The sequence below is a fragment of the Bacteroides sp. 1_1_14 genome, assembly GCF_000162515.1.
GTDB lineage: Bacteria > Bacteroidota > Bacteroidia > Bacteroidales > Bacteroidaceae > Bacteroides > Bacteroides thetaiotaomicron.
In genome coordinates this window covers 436,848-456,322 of record NZ_GG774702.1, presented here as the reverse complement: position 1 = coordinate 456,322, position 19,475 = coordinate 436,848, and the positions used below count along the sequence as shown (strand labels likewise).

At 40.8% G+C, this 19,475-nt stretch carries 8 protein-coding genes and 1 pseudogene; 8 read left to right on the top strand and 1 reads right to left on the bottom strand.

Annotated features, from left to right (window positions below):
• Positions 1–357: 357 nt before the first annotated feature.
• The 8 genes and pseudogenes from HMPREF9007_RS22580 to HMPREF9007_RS22615 all read left to right on the top strand — a co-directional run bounded on the left by HMPREF9007_RS22580 (position 358) and on the right by HMPREF9007_RS22615 (position 18,425).
• The gene (locus HMPREF9007_RS22580; protein WP_252195031.1) at positions 358–2,661 is read left to right on the top strand and encodes a fasciclin domain-containing protein; all 2,304 of its coding nucleotides are present in this window, start codon (positions 358–360) and stop codon (positions 2,659–2,661) included.
• Positions 2,662–2,678: 17 nt separating this feature from the next.
• Positions 2,679–5,960 (top strand): SusC/RagA family TonB-linked outer membrane protein, encoded by a 3,282-nt coding sequence (locus tag HMPREF9007_RS22585; protein WP_008759835.1) that lies wholly within the window; start codon positions 2,679–2,681, stop codon positions 5,958–5,960.
• 12 nt (positions 5,961–5,972) lie between these two features.
• Complete coding sequence (locus HMPREF9007_RS22590) at positions 5,973–7,535, top strand: RagB/SusD family nutrient uptake outer membrane protein (protein ID WP_008759834.1); 1,563 nt, start codon at positions 5,973–5,975, stop codon at positions 7,533–7,535.
• A 10-nt stretch (positions 7,536–7,545) separates the two neighbouring features.
• Positions 7,546–9,315: a DUF5108 domain-containing protein gene (locus tag HMPREF9007_RS22595; RefSeq protein WP_032850050.1), complete on the top strand. Its 1,770-nt coding sequence runs from the start codon at positions 7,546–7,548 to the stop codon at positions 9,313–9,315.
• An 8-nt stretch (positions 9,316–9,323) separates the two neighbouring features.
• Positions 9,324–11,006, top strand: coding sequence for a fasciclin domain-containing protein (locus HMPREF9007_RS22600; RefSeq protein ID WP_032850103.1), 1,683 nt, complete (start codon positions 9,324–9,326; stop codon positions 11,004–11,006).
• Between the two features lie 17 nt (positions 11,007–11,023).
• Positions 11,024–14,151, top strand: a pseudogene (locus tag HMPREF9007_RS22605) (SusC/RagA family TonB-linked outer membrane protein).
• A 5-nt stretch (positions 14,152–14,156) separates the two neighbouring features.
• Positions 14,157–15,800: a hypothetical protein gene (locus HMPREF9007_RS22610; RefSeq protein WP_008759831.1), complete on the top strand. Its 1,644-nt coding sequence runs from the start codon at positions 14,157–14,159 to the stop codon at positions 15,798–15,800.
• Positions 15,801–15,917: 117 nt separating this feature from the next.
• A complete protein-coding gene (locus HMPREF9007_RS22615) occupies positions 15,918–18,425 on the top strand; it encodes a hypothetical protein (protein ID WP_008759830.1) in 2,508 nt (835 codons plus the stop codon).
• 198 nt (positions 18,426–18,623) lie between these two features.
• On the opposite strand, the gene HMPREF9007_RS22620 is transcribed toward HMPREF9007_RS22615, so the two are convergent.
• The coding region (locus HMPREF9007_RS22620) for a VapE domain-containing protein (protein ID WP_032850045.1) at positions 18,624–19,475 on the bottom strand (852 nt) is incomplete at its 5' end.

Below are 19,475 nucleotides of genomic sequence, written 5' to 3'. Positions count from 1 at the left end.
CCTCTCTGAACACTCTTCTTAATAAAAAATGGATTCATTGCATGGATTTTCGTGCAAAAGACGGTATTTTCCATGCTTTTGTACGATTCTTCATTGGTATTTCTTCACTAACTCCTTATGTTTGCAACAGTTTTTCACAGGTATTTATAATAAAGTACCTTTCGAAAACAGAATCTAACTTTTGTTTAACTTAATTGGATTATATGAAAAGAGCAACCAATGTGACAACTTGTTTACGCACACAAATCTCTTCTGATGATGCAACTTGTATCAACTGTGACATTTGTGTGCAATATTAATTTCATAAGTACGTGAGAAACATCTTAGTTATTATTGAAATATTTATTTTTTAGTATTATGAAAAACTTAACGATTATGCGAAGGCTGCTATGGCTGTCTTTTATTCCATTTTTCCTATGGTCCTGTGAGGATAAGATGGATGAACATTATGAGGTTCCCGGGTGGGTAAAAGGAAGCGCTTGGGAATTACTTTCGGATGAAAGCATGGACGGACAATTTTCCATGTTCCTTGAAGCAGCAGAACGTGCCGGTTATTATGAAATCATGAACGGTAGAGGATTAATGACCGTTATGGCACCGGACAACAATGCCTTTACTGCTTATCTGTCAGAACATAATTATTCGACAGTACAAGATGTTCCTGCCAGGGAACTGAAAGAACTAATCGGATTCCACCTACTTTATTACTCCTATAATAAAGGTAGTATGGAAAATTTCCGTCCTGAAGGTGAAGGAGCCTACGATGAAGGTACCGAAATTCTTGATCCGGGATTATACTACAAATTCCGGACACGCAGTTCAGGGGAACCGACAAGAGAAGTTGATCCTTTAACAGGCAAATCAGTCACAGTTTATCACCTGGAACGATTTGTCCCAGTCTTTTCACATTATTTTTTCTCATCTAAGAAAATAGATGCAAAAAAGAATTACGAAGCTTTCTATCCTAATTCAACCTGGACCGGTAATGACGGATTTAATGTTTCGGAAGCATCTGTGAAAGAATATGGCTTAATAGCCAACAATGGCTACATCCACACGATCAACAAAGTTTTGGAACCTTTGGGATCTATTTACGACCAACTTAAATCTAATACAGAATACTCTGATTTTCTGGCTATGTATGACAAATTCTCCATCTATACGCCCAACGATGAACTTACTCAAAAATATGGTAGCGCATTGAACGCGGATACGTTATATTTGCATAGCCACAGATCTCCATTAGCTCCTATTGCAATGGAATGGTATAAATATGACTATCAACGCCTGGACACATTAGCTTATCGTGCATATAGTTTATTTGCCCCAAATAATACGGCATTAAGTGAATTCTTCAATTCATACTGGAAAAACAGTGGTTATGCAGACTACAATTCTCTTGATCCGTTGATCCAGACTTTATTCTTGAATGAATATGTATATAGTGGTTCAGTAGCTTTTCCTGAAGAAATTGTTAATGGCACAGTTACTACCGCTTCGGGTACAAAATACAACTTTGACCCTTATGCATCGGACGTAAACAGAAAGATGTGTGTGAATGGCAGCTTTTACGGTTTAAGCAAGATACAGACCCCGATTCTTTTCAACTCCGTATCCGGTCCTGCTTTTCATGAAAAAAGATTCCTGAATTTCCTATATGCAATGAATGGCGCTAATCTGTTAAGTTCATTCGGAGCAGAAAACGAGAAATACACATTACTGATTCCAGACAACTCCGCATTCGAAGCAGACGGCATCTTCCTGAATTATTATGCTGAAGGAGGAAAACTGGAACAGAAACCCGAAGGAGAATGGGAAGCTGTTTCTTCTGACGAATTGCAACGCATCATACGAGCTCATACTGTAATGAGTGAGGAAGTAGAACTTAAAAAGCAGGGAACACAGATCGTACCTATTCAGTCCGCTTTCTGCTACTGGTTTGTAAAGGATGGAAAGATAACATGTAGTAATCATTTCAATGGTGTCCTAGAGCCGGGCAGTACCATTGACCCGTTTGTCGAATTTGAAGAAGTCACCAATAGCGGTAAACCGTGGGCAAATGGAAAGACTTACACGTATAAAGCAAACGCTATATCCGGATTGTTTGAAGCTGAAACTGAGGACGGTCAGGGAAGCAGTCTGCAAAAAGCATTAGCTATCTGCCAGGATACACGTTATCCCTATTATTGCTTTGCCCAGTTGTTGAAACAAGCTGATATGATTTCCGGAGAAACAATAGCAGGACTGGCCGGTCGTACCATTGCTTTTATTCCGACCAATGAAACATTAAAGAATGCATTGGCAGACAAAGAGATTCCCGGAGCAGACAAATTGATGGTCTATGAAGATGGTTCATTAGGTTTGATTGATTCCGGCAATGGACTGACCAGTGACGAAAAGATTGAGCTAAAGAAATACATCAGTAATTATTTCCTTGTAGCCTCTTCTGTTCCTTCAGCTTGTTATCCGGGTTCGAAGATGGAAAACGGCGAATATGTCAATTACAGCGGAAATACAATTGTTTATAAAGATTTGGGGACTTCTCTCTCAATCCAACTTAAGGACGGTACCAAAGTAGTCCAAGTGTCTGGAAAATATAATTATTTCCCATTCTGTTATAACGACGGATGTTTCCATTTTATCGAATCTCTTCTTATGTAATTTGAATTTTAAGAATTATGAAGTTAACAAAATTATATTTTTCTGTAGTCATACTTCTTTGTACTGTAGGAGAAGTAGTGGCACAGACACAGCAGATTATCATCGGTAATGTGACGGAACTCTTTGGGAAAAGTGCAGAACCTTTGATTGGTGTTAATATTAATATTATGAACTCACAGGAACGTTCATTGGGAGGTACTGTTACCAACATGAACGGTCAGTACAAATTGGCTATTCCTGAAAAAGAGAAAGATCTGACTCTCGTGTTTTCTTATATTGGGATGAAAACAAAGAGAATAAAGTATACAGGACAAAAATCACTGAATGTCACAATGGAATCAACGTCTGAGGCAATAGGCCAGGTTGAGATTGTGGCTGAACGTAAAGACCGTAATGATTTGGGAGTAGGACTGAAAGAACAGACTTCTGCCACACAAAAAATTAATATGGAAGACCTGGTAGCTACCTCTCCTGTGACATCTGTCGAAGAAGTTTTGCAAGGACAATTAGGAGGTGTGGATATCACATTAAGTGGTGATCCGGGAGCAAAAAGTACTATATTTATTCGTGGTGCCAGTACATTGAATGCCTCTTCCGACCCTTTGATCGTTATTGACGGTGTGCCCTATTCAGATAGTAACACCAGTGATTTTGATTTTGCAACAGCCAATGAAGAAGACTTAGGAGCACTTCTGAACATTTCACCGAATGACATCGAATCGGTAGAAGTACTGAAGGACGCCTCAGCTACAGCTGTATGGGGAACCAAAGGAGCCAACGGTGTATTGATCATTACTACCAAAAAAGGATCAGTAGGTAAAACTCGTTTCTCTTTCTCTTCCAAGTGGACTGCTAAAGTAGAGCCCAAAACAATCCCGATGTTAAACGGAGACGAATATGTTGCCTTAATGCAGGATGCTATTTGGAACAGTGCCAATTATGTAGGTGTAAGCCAAGCATCCAATTACCTTCGTCTGTTATTCAATACACCGGAAATCGGAGATAATCCGGATTGGCAATATTATGATGAATACCATCAGAATACCGACTGGCTAGATTTAGTACGCCAAAATGCTTTATCTTCCGATAACAGTTTTTCTATGAGTGGAGGTGGTAACAGAGCAACATATCGTCTTTCTTTGGGCTATGCAACCGATGACGGAACAACAATCGGTACTTCAATGAATCGTTTTAACTCTACATTGCGTATTGATTATAATTTCTCGAAGAAATTGAGATTTGGCGCTAATGTTACCTATACTCAAACCGATAAAGATGCAAACTGGGCTACCACCGTCCGTTCTGAAGCCTTTAAAAAGATGCCTAATAAGTCACCTTATGTGATTGACGATGTAACTCATCTTCCACTGGATCAATATTTCACTCGCCAAACCACTGATTGGGAAGGCGTACTCAGTAGTAATGATGCAGGAAGTAATGCAACTAACTACAATCCGGTAGCTATGGCAAAAGAATCTAAAAACAATACACTTCAACGGGAAACCAGAGCTATTATTGATGCCAATTATAAAATACTACCAGGCTTCACTTACAGCGGTTATGTATCTATCAAAATGAATACATCCAAAAACACCAAGTTCCTGCCACAATCTGTAACAGGTTCAGTTTGGATGAACGCTTTTGCCAATCAGGCTTATGATGGTATGTCCGAAAGTTTGTCTATACAAACTGAAAACAAGCTTCAGTTTATGAAAAACTGGAATGGTAAACACAATTTGATCACCAACCTGCGTTGGAATACCAGCCAGTCTACAAGTTCCAGCTACGCTAGTAAAACATCCGGAATGGCCTCGTCCGGGTTATCCGATCCAATAGTAGGAACATCTGTACAAAGCATGGGCTCAGGCGAATCCGAAGGTCGGAGCGTTTCAGGAATGGGAATGATTAACTATACATTGTTAGGACGTTATGTGTTCCAGGCATTGTTAAACATAGAAAGTAGTTCGGCAATGGGACGCAACCAACGTATGGGTTATTTCCCTGCATTTGGTGTAAACTGGAATATTCAGGACGAACCTTTCCTTGCTGCTGCAAAAGAAAAATGGTTGGATATGGCTAAAATACGTCTCAGCTATGGAGAAAGTGGAACTCCTCCTAAAGGTAACTCCGTTTATATGGGTGCATTTAAATCAACTGGAGATAATTATATGAATATGTCTTCCATTGCTCCAAACCGTATGCAATTGGATCAATTAAAATGGGAATCTCTTAAGGAATATAATATCGGAGCTGACTTCGGTTTCTTACACAACCGTTTGAGATTTACTTTTGATTACTATTGGAGGGACAGAGAAGACATTTTGAACAAAAATTACAGAATACCTTCTACAACAGGATTTTCTAATATTGCCTACTTCAACTCGGGATCTACCAGAAACCAAGGATGGGAATTCCGTACAGACCTGGTTTTCTTTGAAAATAAAGATTGGCGCGTAAGCGGTTATTTTAATGTATCACGTAACAAAAATAAAATTACTGAATTACAGTCTGGCGCAACAGAAGGTATAAAGAATGCTGACGAAGTGAAAAATGGAGAATATGCATATATCACACAAGTTGGCCGTCCTATCGGTTCATTCTTCGGTTATCGTTATAAGGGTGTTTATCAGAACAAAGACGCTACTTATGCTCGAGATGCAGAAGGTAATGTCATGAATGACTTGAAAGGTAACCCCATTGTGATGAAAAACGGTTCCTATCTATGCTATCCCGGTGATGCAATGTATGAGGATATTAATCATGACGGTGTTATTAACAAATACGATATTGTTTACCTCGGTAATAGTCAACCTTTAGTAACCGGAGGTGGAGGAGTAACTGTCAAATACAAACAAGTGACTTTAAGTGCTTTCTTCCATGGACGTTTTGGACAATCTATCGTCAATATGGCTCGTATGAACAACGAATCCATGTATGGCTCAAGCAATCAAAGCAAGGCTGTACTTCGTCGTTGGAAGAACGAAGGGGATAATACGGATATACCTCGTGCTTTGTACAATGAAGGACGAAACTATCTGGGATCAGACCGCTTCGTAGAAAAAGCTTCTTTTGTACGTTTGAAATCAATGACATTAAGTTACGGATTCCCAAGAAAGATCTGTAATAGATTTAATGTAAATTCATTAAGTGTATTCGTAACGGGATATAACTTGTTTACATGGACTAACTATACAGGACAGGACCCGGAAGTATCTACTAATAGTAGTAATCTGGCCATAGATACAGCTACGACTCCTGTCGCTAAGAGATTTTCTTTCGGTTTAAATATGAGTTTCTAATACTATTCAGATATGAAAAAGATATTAATATGTTTATTCGCTTTCGGGAGCTTACTTTGTGGCAGTTGTAGTGACTGGCTTGAAGTTTATCCTAAAAATGAGCAGATAACAGCTAATTATTGGAAAGCTAAAGAAGACGTAGAAGCGGTATTAGCTTCAGGATATTCATCTTTGCGTGCCTGTACCCGGACACTGGTTGATTGGGGAGAGCTACGAGGTGCTTCTATCTACGCCTACAGTGATACTAAAAAACAGAAATTGCAAAATTTCCAGATTACGGCTTCCGACGCTTTATGCAGTTGGGCATCCATATACAAAATACTGAATATGGCCAATTCTGTGATTAAATATGCACCGGAAGTACAAGCAAAAGATAAAACCTACATGGAAGTCACCATGAATTCACATTTATCCGAAGCTTATTTCTTACGCGGATTGTGCCATTTCTACTTGGTTCGCAACTTTAAGGAAGCTCCGATTGTAACAGAACCTTATGTAGACGATTCTGCTCCTTACGATATTGCAAAATCTTCAGAAGAAGATATAATCGCTCAGATTAAGTCGGACATTCAAACCGCACTGGATAGCGGAGCTGCTAAAGAGTTTTTTGAAGATGACCAATGGGAAGGTGCCAGTAAAGGACGTGCTACCAAATGGGCGTTGTACGCTTTGATGGCAGATGTCTGCTTGTGGAGCGAAGATTACGACGGCTGTATAGAATATGCCAATCAGCTGATTAATGCAACAGCTACACGCCGCCCCGTATTCATGGCAGTTCCTGAACAGTGGATCACTATCTTTACTCAAGGAAACAGTAATGAATCCATCTTTGAGATCAATTGGGACGAAAAGAATTTTGCCCAACAGGAAGAAAACAAAGGGACCTCACCTTCTTACTACTTTACACTCAGCACTACCGCACCATATCTATATACAGAAGCCATGTGCGAAGATTTATATAATGAAAGTATCGAGAATGGCGCTGGTGATATTACCGCTTCCGTACGTGCTAAATGGGGAGCATATGCAGACTTGGATGCAACAGGAACAGCAGATAAAAAACAGTATTGCGTCTGGAAATACAAAGGATCGGAATATCAGGATTTAAGCCAGGTACGTCCGAATGACGATGCCAACTACATCATTTACCGTATGGCCGAAATCTTATTAATGAAAGCAGAAGCACTCATCTGGAAAGGCGCTGCCGGTTATGAAGAGGCATTGGAAATCATTAATAAAGTACGCAACCGTGCCCGGTTAAAGGACCTGGATTTAACTGCTGAATCTGCAACAGAAGAAGAAATGCTGCAAGCCGTACTGCATGAACGTAATATAGAATTTGCCGCAGAAGGAAAAAGATGGTATGACCTGGTTCGCTTCGGTAAAATGAAAAATTACAGGTATAAGGATTCATTTATTGAAATGATTGTAACCTACAATTCAACCGCCAACGTATCTTGGCTGCGTTCTGTATTGAGTAATGAATATGCTTGGTATCTGCCGATCAGTCAAAGTGAAATTGATGCCAATTTATTGTTAGTTCAAAATCCGTATTATGCGGGTGTAACCGATTAATTATATTGCTATGAAAAATTTGATTAGAATTTGTATATTGATCATTGTCGCTGCTGTTTATTCCTGCGACGATCCTTATAAGGATGAAACTTTTGCAGTATATGACATGCAACCCATTTCATCTTACCTGAGCACCCGTCCCGATGATTTTTCAGAATGGATTAAGGTTATGAAATATGCAGATATGTACAATGCAGTAAATCAAGCAACTGCCAAGTTAACCCTGTTCGCTCCTACCAATCAGGCTATGGAAGCTTTCTATCAGGAAAAGAAAGTTTCTTCGGTCGAAGAATTAGGAAAAGTCTATGTAAGACAACTCGTACAATACCATTTGGTGAATGATACGATCACATTGGAAGAATTTTCCAAAGGTGGAGAGTTGGAAGACAAAACCCTGTCCAATGACATACTGGAAGTAACCTTTAATGCAGATGATTCATCCGAAGGAGGATTTAACGCTATGTATATGAATGGAGAAGCGCACGTAAAAGAACTGGCGATACATACTTCCAACGGCTTTGTTTATGTATTGGATGATGTAATGCGTCCGATGGTTGAAAGTGTTTATCAGAAATTATTCGAGAATAATAAGAATAACATTCTTGCAGAAGCATTGAAACGAACCGGATGGCATGACACTTTGAATATCATTGCCGATACAATCACGATGCCCGACGGGACCAAACAGGAAGTACGACGGAACTATACTATATTGGGAGTACCCGATGACGTTTTCCAAAGTAAAGGGATTTCTTCGTGTGACGATTTGGTAAAGAAGCTGGGAGCCGGCGAAGACTATGAGAATAAGAACAATGCACTAAACCGCTATGCAGCTTATCACATTCTGAACGGACGTTACAAGGTCGATAATCTCAAAAAGTTTGATGTAGATACAGTAGCCACTTGTAAGATATGGGGAACCGCTTGCGAAAATGCAGCTATTAAAATATCTCAGGAGGCAGATGACAATTATTACTTAAATTATGATGGCGGCAGTGAAATGAGAACCGTTTTCCGTGAAAGCGACTGCGACTATCAGACTAAGAACGGTTATATACAACAATTGGAAGGCCTGCTTCCTATTTGCAAGGATCTTAAGCCATTTATCATTTACTGGGACCTAGCCGACTATCCGGAAGTAGCCAACTATATTGGTTCTAACGGAGTAGATGGGCAGATTTTCCAACAAGAGATAGATGCAAAAGCAGAACCGTCAACAGAACTGAAGGATGCCAAACTGGCATGTTATGAATATAAAGTAGGTTCTCAAGGAATGCCGGTTAGTAACTTTGGAAACCTGGCCTACAGAACTCTGCGCAGTAATGCAAACTATGATAACCAGGATAAAACAAGAAGATTCTTACATGGTGATTTACTGACAGTTTCACTGGGTTATAAAGGATGGGTACAAATGAAATCTCCTGTTATGATTCCCGGAAAATATAAAGTGACCTTACGTTATTTTTATGCTAACAGTATGAAGAATTTCCGTTCCTACGGTAGTGGAAGTAATGGAGGACAAATAGATGTGGAATTCCCCGAAATGGAGAATGTAAGTTCTGTGTCTTACCCTCTGTATTCCAGTCTTCCGAGTGACACAGACGCTAATGGCAATTATCTGGTAACTATGGGGTTATTTGATACAGTGTTATACGATGTAGTAGAAATCCCAGATATGAAGGAATATACGATGAGAATCACCTTAAATGATCCGGCGGCCAGTATTTCAAAAGACTTCCGTATCCAGGTCGATTATATTTTGTTTGAACCAATAAATTGAATCAGATTATGAAAGTATATAAATATATCTTATCCGCTGCAATCATATGGGGAGGATTGATGTCTTCTTGTACGGACGAATGGGATAACCATTACAATAAGCAAGCAGCTGTCATCAATAATGAGGAAATGACTATTGTGGACGCACCAGCTATTGAATATTTAGAGTCACAACAATCATATAGCTCTATATGCAATCTGTTTAAAGAAACAGGAATCTTTAAAGAAATGGAAGCTGCCGGAGTATCTTACACCCTTTTTGTCGTTGACAATACACTAATGACTACCGTGAGAAGCTCGGACGACGGCATCGACGAAGAGAAAGCCTACATGGCAAAAAGTCATATAACGACTGCCTCCCTTTCTCCAAATACCATCGAAGATGGTCAACGCCTGATGATGTGGAACGGAAAATATGTGATGATTAACAAAACAACATCAGAAGAAAACGGATCACAGGAAATTATTTTCAACAGCAATTGTAAAGTAAAGAAAGTAGTTAAGGTGAACAATGGTTATGTTTATGAATTAGACAACATTATTGTTACTCCTAAATCTTTGCTGGAAACCATAGAAGGGCTATCAGATGAATATTCCATATTCAAAAATGCAATTCTTTCAAGGAATGTGAAGACCTTTGACAGAAATAACAGTCTTAGTATTGGAGTAGATGAATCCGGAAATACAGTTTATGACTCTGTATTCACTGTAAAGAATCCCTACTTCCTGGATAAAGGTTTAGATTTAGCATCTGAAAGCAAGAAAATAACTGTTCTTATCCCATCTGATGAGTTAATCAAGAAAGCATTAGATGAAGGCAAAGCAAAACTAAAAAAATGGAAAATCGAACGTCCGGACTCAATCTTGGAGAACTGGTGTTTTCAGGCAATGTTTTTCAAAGATGTGGAATACGACGCCGAAGTTTTCAATGATCCGCAAAAACCGGACTTAACTTCCGCTTTTGGCAAACAGTGGAGAACTACCGTCAATAAAGTAGACCTTGATAATCCAGTGAGAATGAGTAATGGTATTGCTTATTATGTCACTTCTCTGAAATTACCACAAAAAGACGTGTTAATATGGCGTTTTAAAGACCTGTTCAAATGGTTTAAATACATGGATCAAAACGACAAAGACAAATATTTTGCATGTACAAATTTAGCTCCGTATGGTAGTGGCGGCCCCACACGTACTGAAGTAAAAGCATGGACACCCGGATACGGATGGCCGGAAATTAGCAATGAATATTTATGGTTAGTACGTCAAGACGCAAATAATCTGGAAACCATATTAGACTTTACTACATTTAAATTTGATTTACATAACGATAATACTTATGACATTGAACCATATATGATTCCTCCAGGTGAGTATACTCTTCATTTCGGAGTTGGAAAGAATTCAAATATGAAGAATGATTGCAGCATTTATGTTAACGACAAACTTGTAGGAACAATCGTAAGGTCCAAATGGAGTAGTTACTCTCATGACCGTGGAGGTGGAGGAGCTCCAGAGTTTTACCCGTCAAGTCTGAATAATAAATACGACAGAGACGGTGGAGAAGTCGGTGTATTTACAATTGAAGGAAATGAACCCGTGGAACTTCGTTTGAAGTTCGTGGCCACACACAATGGAGGAACAGCTTTTACTCCTGAACATTGGTGTATCCGCCCGACTGCAAATTGTTATTAATCTAGATAAGGAATGATATGAAAAATATAAAAAGAATGCTTGCAGTTGCATTACCATTGTTGTTTGCAACTTGCATGTACGGACAGAAAAACTACAAACTGACAGGTAAGATTATCTCTGCCACTAATACACCTATAGCAGATGCCGTAGTGTCTGTACAGGACACCTTGAATGCGACTACTAAAGCCGATGGGGAATTCACTTTTAAATTAAGAGATAAATCCGGAGTTATATCGGTTTGGGCACCCGGCTATCTTCCCGTTCGGCAATTGCTGAACGGAAGAACGGAAGTGGTGATCATGATGATTTCAGACAATCAGTACAAACACAACGAGCAAGTTGTGCTACCCTTCCGGGGAGATAATACGGAGATTTCCGATTATACTGCTGCAACGAATATTGCAAAGAAGGATTTCCTGTTAGGAAGTGCTAAGATTGACCGGGCTTTGGCAGGACAAGTAGCAGGTTTACAAATGAAACGCGGTAGCGGTATGCCGGGCGAAGGCAGTTATTATAATCTCCGGGGTATCCGTTCACTGACAGGTGACAACGCACCATTGATCGTAGTCAATGGTGTACCCTACTTGCCGGACAAAAATGAATCACCGATCATCGGAGGCTTAACACGTGATATCTTTCAGGCATACAATATCAATGATATCCAGAATATCACAGTACTGAAGGGAGCAGAAGCCGCCATGTATGGTTCAATGGGATCGAACGGAGTTATTTTAATCCAGACAGATGGTGCCAGCTCCAACGACATGGAAACCAAAGTTAGTTATTACGGACAATACGGTGTAACCTGGAGTGACAAACGCATTCCTCTGCTGGGTGGAAAAGATTATTTGAACTACCTGACAGACGCGGGTATGACATATTATAGTGATATGGATAAATTCTATAGCAACTTTCCTTTCTTGAAAGATCCTAATAACCCATTGTATCTCAACACTTATAATAATCAGACTGACTGGCAGGATTTGATGTACAACACAGGGTATGCGACCGATCATCTTTTCCGTGTGGAAGGTGGTGACGAAATTGCCAAATATGACCTCTCATTAGGATATTCCAAAGAAAACGGTCTATATGAAAGCACCAGTACAGAACGTTTCCATACCCAACTGAACGGTAATATCCTCGTAAGCAAGAAAGTGGATATCTTTGCCACTATCGGACTAGCTTACTTAAACGGACATTTTCAGGAACAAGGGATGAACATCAAAACCAATCCTATCCTGGCCGCCTATGCACAATCACCGGTACTAAGTCCGTACAACAAGGATAAGGATGGAAATATATTAAGTACGTATTCACCTTACTATTTCGGTAAATGTACAACCATGGATTTTGCAATAAGCAACCCATTGGCCATCGTCAATACGTTAGATGCGCACAACCGCCAATATGATTTAACTCTGAGAGCAGGTGTAAACTATACCCCGCTGCCCGGATTGGTATTCACCGGATTGGTAGGAATGTACTACAACTATGACAATGAGTCTATGTTTATCCCCGGATTGACGGACAAAACAATCGTTCCGATATCAGACACTTATGGTACAGCAAACAACATGGTTCGTTCCGGTGTGGGTGAAACCAGCAATATGTATTTGAATCTGAATGCGCGTTATTCTAAAATGTTCAATCGTATCCACCAGCTGAATGCCATCGCCGGTGCACAGATCCTCACCACCAAAAACGAGTTTGATGTGGGTGAAGGACGTAACACGGATAATGACTTTTATCAGACACTGGGCAATACACAAGCCGACGGACGTCGTTTTTATGGTTACTTGAATAAGTGGAACTGGATGAGCTATTACGGACATGCGGACTATACTTACAACAATCTGGTACAGGCATCTGTCAATGTATCAGTAGACGGAGCATCGTCTACAGGAACAAGTGCCAACCGTTTCTATGTGTATCCGTCAGCAGGGGTAACCTTGTTGGGCAAAGGCTGGAAGCCTCTTCAAAATTCAGAATGGATCAACAAGCTAAATGTACGTGCTGAATATAGTTTGACCGGTAATACCCGCTTCGCAAGCAACATGGGTACGTTCTATTACTCATCAGCCGCTTATCAGGATATCTCCGCCATTGCACGCGTCAATGTACCGAACACACATCTAAAACCGGAAAAGAATGCTTCCCTTAATTTAGGACTGGACCTGTCATTGTTCCGTAACCGCTTAAATGTATCTTTTGATTATTTCAATAATAAGATCAGTGATATGATCTGTATGCAGCCTACATCGTCCATATACGGTTCCGCACCTTACTACGCAAATGTCGGCAAAATGGACAATAAAGGAGTGGAACTTTCCGTGCAGGCCTCATTGGTTCGTACCCGGGACTTCGAATGGATTGTAGGAGGCAATATCGCTCATTACGACGACAAGATCACTTCGCTGGGCGGTGAAGAAAGAATCATTAACGGAAACTGGATAACCGAAGTCGGAAAGTCTCCCTATCAGTTCTATGGATATCAGGTAGTAGGCGTATTCTCCACACAGGCAGAAGCTGAAGCTGCTAATTTAATGGCAGATAACGGTAACTATTTCCGGGGCGGAGACATGCATTATGTAGACCAGAATGGAGATCATAGAATCGACAGCAAAGACCGTGTCGCTTTGGGAAGTGCTGCTCCTGATTTCTTCGGAGGTTTCTATACTCAATTCAAATACAAAGGATTTGCACTTGGTGCCGAATTTAGCTATTCTAAAGGTAACATGGCATACAATGCCGTACGAAATCAGCTGGAAGGCATGAATACCCTGGGCAACCAAAGTATCGCCGTACTGAATCGCTGGTCACTGGACGGACAAGTAACCGATATGCCACGCGTACAGCACAATGACCCTTATCGCAGTACTTCATTCTCTGAAAGATGGCTAGAAGACGCTTCTTATCTTCGTATGAAGAGCGTGACTTTGAGTTACAGTTTCAATAAACCGTACTTAACTTCTTCCGTTCAGGTACCTTGTACGTATCAGGTGAAAACCTTTTGACAGCAACGAAATACCTGGGACTAGACCCGGAATTCTCTTACTCTTACGGCGAAATGTCTCAAGGACTGGATTATGCAAAGATGGTGCAACCGAAATCTGTAAAATTTGGTGTTAATTTGAAATTCTAACGACAATGAAAAAGAATATACTATTAAAAAGCATGTTGTGTGGTATAGCCATGATGGGGCTTAGTGCCTGCTCCGACTTCTTTGAACCGGACAACAACACAATGCTGAAAGGAGATGACTATATAAAGGAAGCCAGTGAAATGTATGCAGGCTTTCTGGGAGTCGCAACGAAAATGCAGGCTATTGGCGACAAAGCCATTTACCTGACCGATTCCCGGGCTGAAATGATGATCCCTACCGACAGAGATGTCGACATGTATGCGTTATCCAATTATGAATCGGACCTGACAGGCAATAAATATGCCGATCCGGCCAAATATTATGATTTGATCATCTCATGCAACGATTATCTTCAGAAAATCTATGAATTCAAACAGGCCCATCTCTACAGCATCGATATGGAACACTACAAAGGATTAGTTGCCAGCACTGTAAGAGTAAAAGCATGGGTATATCTTACTATGGCGAAAATCTATAACGAAGTAGTTTGGTTTGACGATCCGATGCACGAAATGAAAGATTATTCCCAATATCCCAAACTGAACTTAGATCAGACAATAGTAAAATGTGTAGAGTATCTGAAAACAGGTTTCGACGGAATCGACGGAAATCATACCATGCCATGGACTGAATGGATTGCTTCAGACAGTTCACTTTCAGCAGGTGACTATACCTATTGGGACCTTATGACCCCGGAATATTTCGCACTGGCAGCAGAACTCGCTTTATGGCAAGGAAGATGGCAAGATGTCATTGATCTGATTCTGCCTAAAATGAATGAAGCATTTGCTTCTGCCTCTAGTTACACCAAATGGATGTGCCAGGCCAACTACCACAACGCTTATTCAAAAGTGTTCAGAGGAGATAATCCTAATGGACAAGCGGCAGTTTCAGTAATCACGTATGAATACAAAAAGAATCAGACCAATGCAACCAAGCAGAATCTTTATTCCGCTCCTATCCTGAGACCATCAGAATTAGGCGTAGCACGTTATTCTGACAAGAATTTTAATCCGAACGCTTTCACTTCGGAAGATTCCCGTGACGGACGATTCAACAGTCATTTCAGTCAGGATTCATATGGCAACTGGAGAATGCAGAAATGGAGTTACGCAGCCGATAACTTTATTTATATTTATCGTAACGTAGAACTTTACTTCATGCTGATCGAAGCATTCAACCATCTTCCCGAACGTTCTGAAGAAAGATATGTGTTAATGAACGAAGGAGTGAGCAGCTATTATCCGGACGGAGGAGTTACTTATCCGGGATTCACCAATGACTGGACACGTGTAGGTGGTGCCGTCACGCATACTTATGCTGATACCGGTATGCGTGGAACATGGGGAGCATCCAGTACAAGTAAAGGTCTATTATGCCGTGACATGAAAAAAGAACCGGGTAATGAACGTCATAATGATATCGAGCTCCTGAAAGAAATCTGTCTGGAAATGCCATGTGAAGGCAAAACGCTTCCGGTCATGATACGTATGGCAAAACGTTATAATGACCCTACTATCATCTCTGATTTAGTTTGTTCCAAATATAGCGAAGAAAATGCAGCAATAGCTGCCAAAGTTCGTGCTAAGATCGAAAGTGGCGACTATTTTGTTCATTGGGACATTGATAGTACCTCTTCTACTCATTAATTTAATTATAGCTGGGGTTGACTTTTTAGTCAGCCCCACTCTATTAAATACTGCAAGCATAAGAACTGATACAAACAAAGCAATCAGCAAGAAAACGAACACTAATACTATTGGAATATGAGAAAAATATCTGCTTTACTATTACTGGCGCATATATTAGTGTTGCCTTTAGTTGCCCAATCCCAATCGGCAAAGGTCCTGTCTGACTATATCAAAGAGATCAATCAATTCAACAAACGCAACCCTCAGGAAAAAGTATATCTGCATTTCGATAATACCGGCTACTTCTTAGGCGATACCATCTGGTTTAAAGCATACAATGTTTTAGCAGAACACCACCGTTTCAGTCCGTTAAGTAAGGTACTGCATGTCGAGCTTCTGACCCCACAGGGAGAAATGATAGCCAATCGGAAACTAATGATAGAAAATGGTCAATGTCATGGCGAATTCCCACTAAAAAGGATTTACCGTAGTGGTTTCTACGAAGTTCGTGCTTATACACGAGGTATGCTGAACTTTGGAGATGATTGTGTCTTCTCCCGCGTCTTCCCAGTTTACGATGAACCGGAAAAAGACGGTGACTACTCTGAAAAAGCAATGGATAGCGGCTTTGGAGTAAAGAATAAGCGTAAAATAGAAAAGAAAGGAGATAAAGTCAATATCGCTTTTTTTCCGGAAGGTGGCAATGCAGTCGTCGGATTAGCTTCACGCATCGGCTTTAAAGCATGGGGAGAAAAAGGGGAAGATCTCCACATAACAGGCGCTGTTTATAATTCATCAGGCAACTCAGTTTCCTTCCTGTCCACCTATAATCAAAGCATGGGCTTCTTTGAGCTATTGCCGGAAACGACCTCCTACAAAGTAATTGTCGAACATGAAGGTAAAAAGTATGACTTTAATTTCTCGGACATACTTCCAGTTGGCTATGTAATGCGCATAAATGATAGCAATGAAGAAGCATACCAGATAGAAATATCCAAATCCCCTGTCCTCCCCCGTGACACCATTGCAGTATCCGTATCTTGTCGTGGAACAGTCTATGCAGTAGAGGCCATGAGGCTGGCAGATGCTCCTTACGTTTTCCAACTGCCCAAATCCCGTCTTCCGGCCGGTTGTATACAGTTCACCTTATACGACAAAAAAGGGAATATCCTTGCCGAACGCCTCTCATTCAATACACATCCTTTAAAATTCCATCAGCTGTCCGCTCAGACAGAGAAGCCGACTTATGCACCTCTCGAAAAAGTAAACATGTCCCTTTCACTTAATGATTCCGACGGGAATCCGGTTGAAAGTACCTTTTCCATCTCTGTACGTGATGCTGGTACGGAGATTTACACTTCGTATCAAGACAATATATTAACCGACTTGCTACTTTCTTCTGATATAAAAGGATATGTAGCCAATCCTATGCAATATTTTGAGAAAGACGATCGCGCCACCCGAATAAAGCTGGATTTACTGATGATGGTTCAAGGTTGGTGTCGCTATGACTGGCAGACGATGGCAGATGTATCACCTTTCAGGGTAAAACATTATATTGAACAAGCCCTTCCGATAAACGGTAAAATAATGGAGATGCTCAGAAACAAGACAAAAGCATACGCAGATGTCACCTTCTGGATGAACCAAGACAAGTCCAGCTTTCACAGCCATTGCAAAACAGATGCTAACGGCCTTTTCTACTTCATGCTACCGGACAGTGCCAAACTTGAAGGCAAATGGCAACTCAGCCTGTCTGTTACAGAAAAGAAAAAGCTGAAACACTGCCGGATTATGCTGGACCGTCATTTCAGTCCTGTTCCACGTAGTTACTCCTACTCTGATTTATTGGTAAAAGATACGGTTACAGTTCTCTCGGACGAGTATGAGGACAGCTTAAAACAACATTTTGTTAATGAAATGCAATATCTGCCGCAAGTCATCATTAAAAAACAGAGAATCAAAAAAGAATTATCTCCGGAGTTCGTTTATGATGTGGAAAAAGATGTCAACGAACTGATTGATTTAGGTAAAAACTACCCCGGCACTTTGGGAGAATATATGGAAAATTACATTCCACATTTACGAAGAGACAGCGCAGATGGCCCCTTTCAATATGCTGGTAAAAACATCGTTTACTTTTTCGAAATTGAGAAAGGAGCGACTCGCTACCCGGCAAGAGGGTTATCTCCGGAACAAATGCCTATTGAGAATATCAAACAGATCACTCTTTATGATCGTTACGCACAACTTTGGGCCGTCAAGAAAATAAAAGAAGAAGGAATAGAAGCCGCCTCTCCGTCAGATATAGATCTGGCAACAGTAGCTTCATTGCCCAACACTCCTGTCATCATTATGGTTCATCCATACAATGATGGTTTACATGACGGCTATCAGAAAGGAATCCGTCATACTTTCTATTACGGTTATTCACAAGTGAAAAAGTTCTATCATATAAACCACAGCAACAGTGTGCCCGGCGATATTGATTTTCGCCGTACCCTGTATTGGAATCCGAATGTAAAAACCAACAGCCAAGGCAAAGCACAAATTAGTTTCTATAACAATACCACATGCCGACGGATGAAGGTTAGTGCGGAGGGCCTGAGTGACAAAGGAATACCTGTTATAACACAAGAGTAGATAATAGATGCTAAACCAACATTCAGTTATTATACTTTTATAGAACCATACTTTATATTATTCCATTCTTATTGTCACTTGTCACCTTTCCAAGATAACCAACTCATTATCAACGCAAAGAGGGTGACAATAACCGGTGATAATAAAGGTGACAATAAAAAGTTTCAACTTTCTATTGTCACCTTCACCACACCCTCTTTATAGCTTAACCACCCGATACACCGTCCCTTTCTTCGTATGTTTGCAAGGTATCCCTTCTTTCTGAAGCAGCCTTCCGAAATGGTATGCCTTGCCGGAAGATAAAGCGATAGTCGTTCTTTTTTGCAGATAATCCAGTATTTCTACCGGAGACAGGAATTCCCCTTCCTTATCATCCCCGGCAACTTTGAAGTAGCGATAAAACAACTGGATAGCCGGCGGAGTCTGTTCAAACTCCCGATTCCCTTGTGTCAGGATAGCCTCATCCTTATCGTCAAACCAATATCGCTCTCCATGATAAATCTCGTACATAGCCTGTGCATACAACTGCTCATAATCTATCGGGCGAGCCGTATCAATCGTACCCGTCACCTCAACACACATAAAACGACGGCTGCCGGAGGGATCAGTCAACAGATCCTTCTGATTGCTGGTCGCTATGAACGAAGCATAACGCTGCAACTCCTGTATCGAATTGCCATACGGTTTGCGAAGATTGACGACCGGCTTTTGCAGGATATGCTTCAAGAAGCCCTGCTGCGTCAAAGTAATCTGATCAAATTCATCAATATTGATCAGCGCAAAACGATTCAGATACATTTCCGCATCCCGCTTCCGGCCGAAGTCAATACTGTCGGTATAATATCCGCGAAGCCCCGGCGGTATCAGATCCCGGCAAAAGGTAGACTTGCGTGTCCCCTGCGCACCTACCAGCAAAGGGGAAGTACTATTCGCATGCTGCCGATCATACCCACGCCAATGAGCTACCATGTTGAGGAACCAGCGATGGAAAAGCATTGTCCAATGCGGATTAGCACATGGCACACGGTCTGCCAGTTCCGTAATGCGGTC

Bases quoted from the DNA above. Each gene is read 5' to 3' on its own strand.
- HMPREF9007_RS22580 (WP_252195031.1), top strand. From the start codon at position 358: ATGAAAAACTTAACGATTATGCGAAGGCTGCTATGGCTGTCTTTTATT.
- HMPREF9007_RS22585 (WP_008759835.1), top strand. From the start codon at position 2,679: ATGAAGTTAACAAAATTATATTTTTCTGTAGTCATACTTCTTTGTACT.
- HMPREF9007_RS22590 (WP_008759834.1), top strand. From the start codon at position 5,973: ATGAAAAAGATATTAATATGTTTATTCGCTTTCGGGAGCTTACTTTGT.
- HMPREF9007_RS22595 (WP_032850050.1), top strand. From the start codon at position 7,546: ATGAAAAATTTGATTAGAATTTGTATATTGATCATTGTCGCTGCTGTT.
- HMPREF9007_RS22600 (WP_032850103.1), top strand. From the start codon at position 9,324: ATGAAAGTATATAAATATATCTTATCCGCTGCAATCATATGGGGAGGA.
- HMPREF9007_RS22610 (WP_008759831.1), top strand. From the start codon at position 14,157: ATGAAAAAGAATATACTATTAAAAAGCATGTTGTGTGGTATAGCCATG.
- HMPREF9007_RS22615 (WP_008759830.1), top strand. From the start codon at position 15,918: ATGAGAAAAATATCTGCTTTACTATTACTGGCGCATATATTAGTGTTG.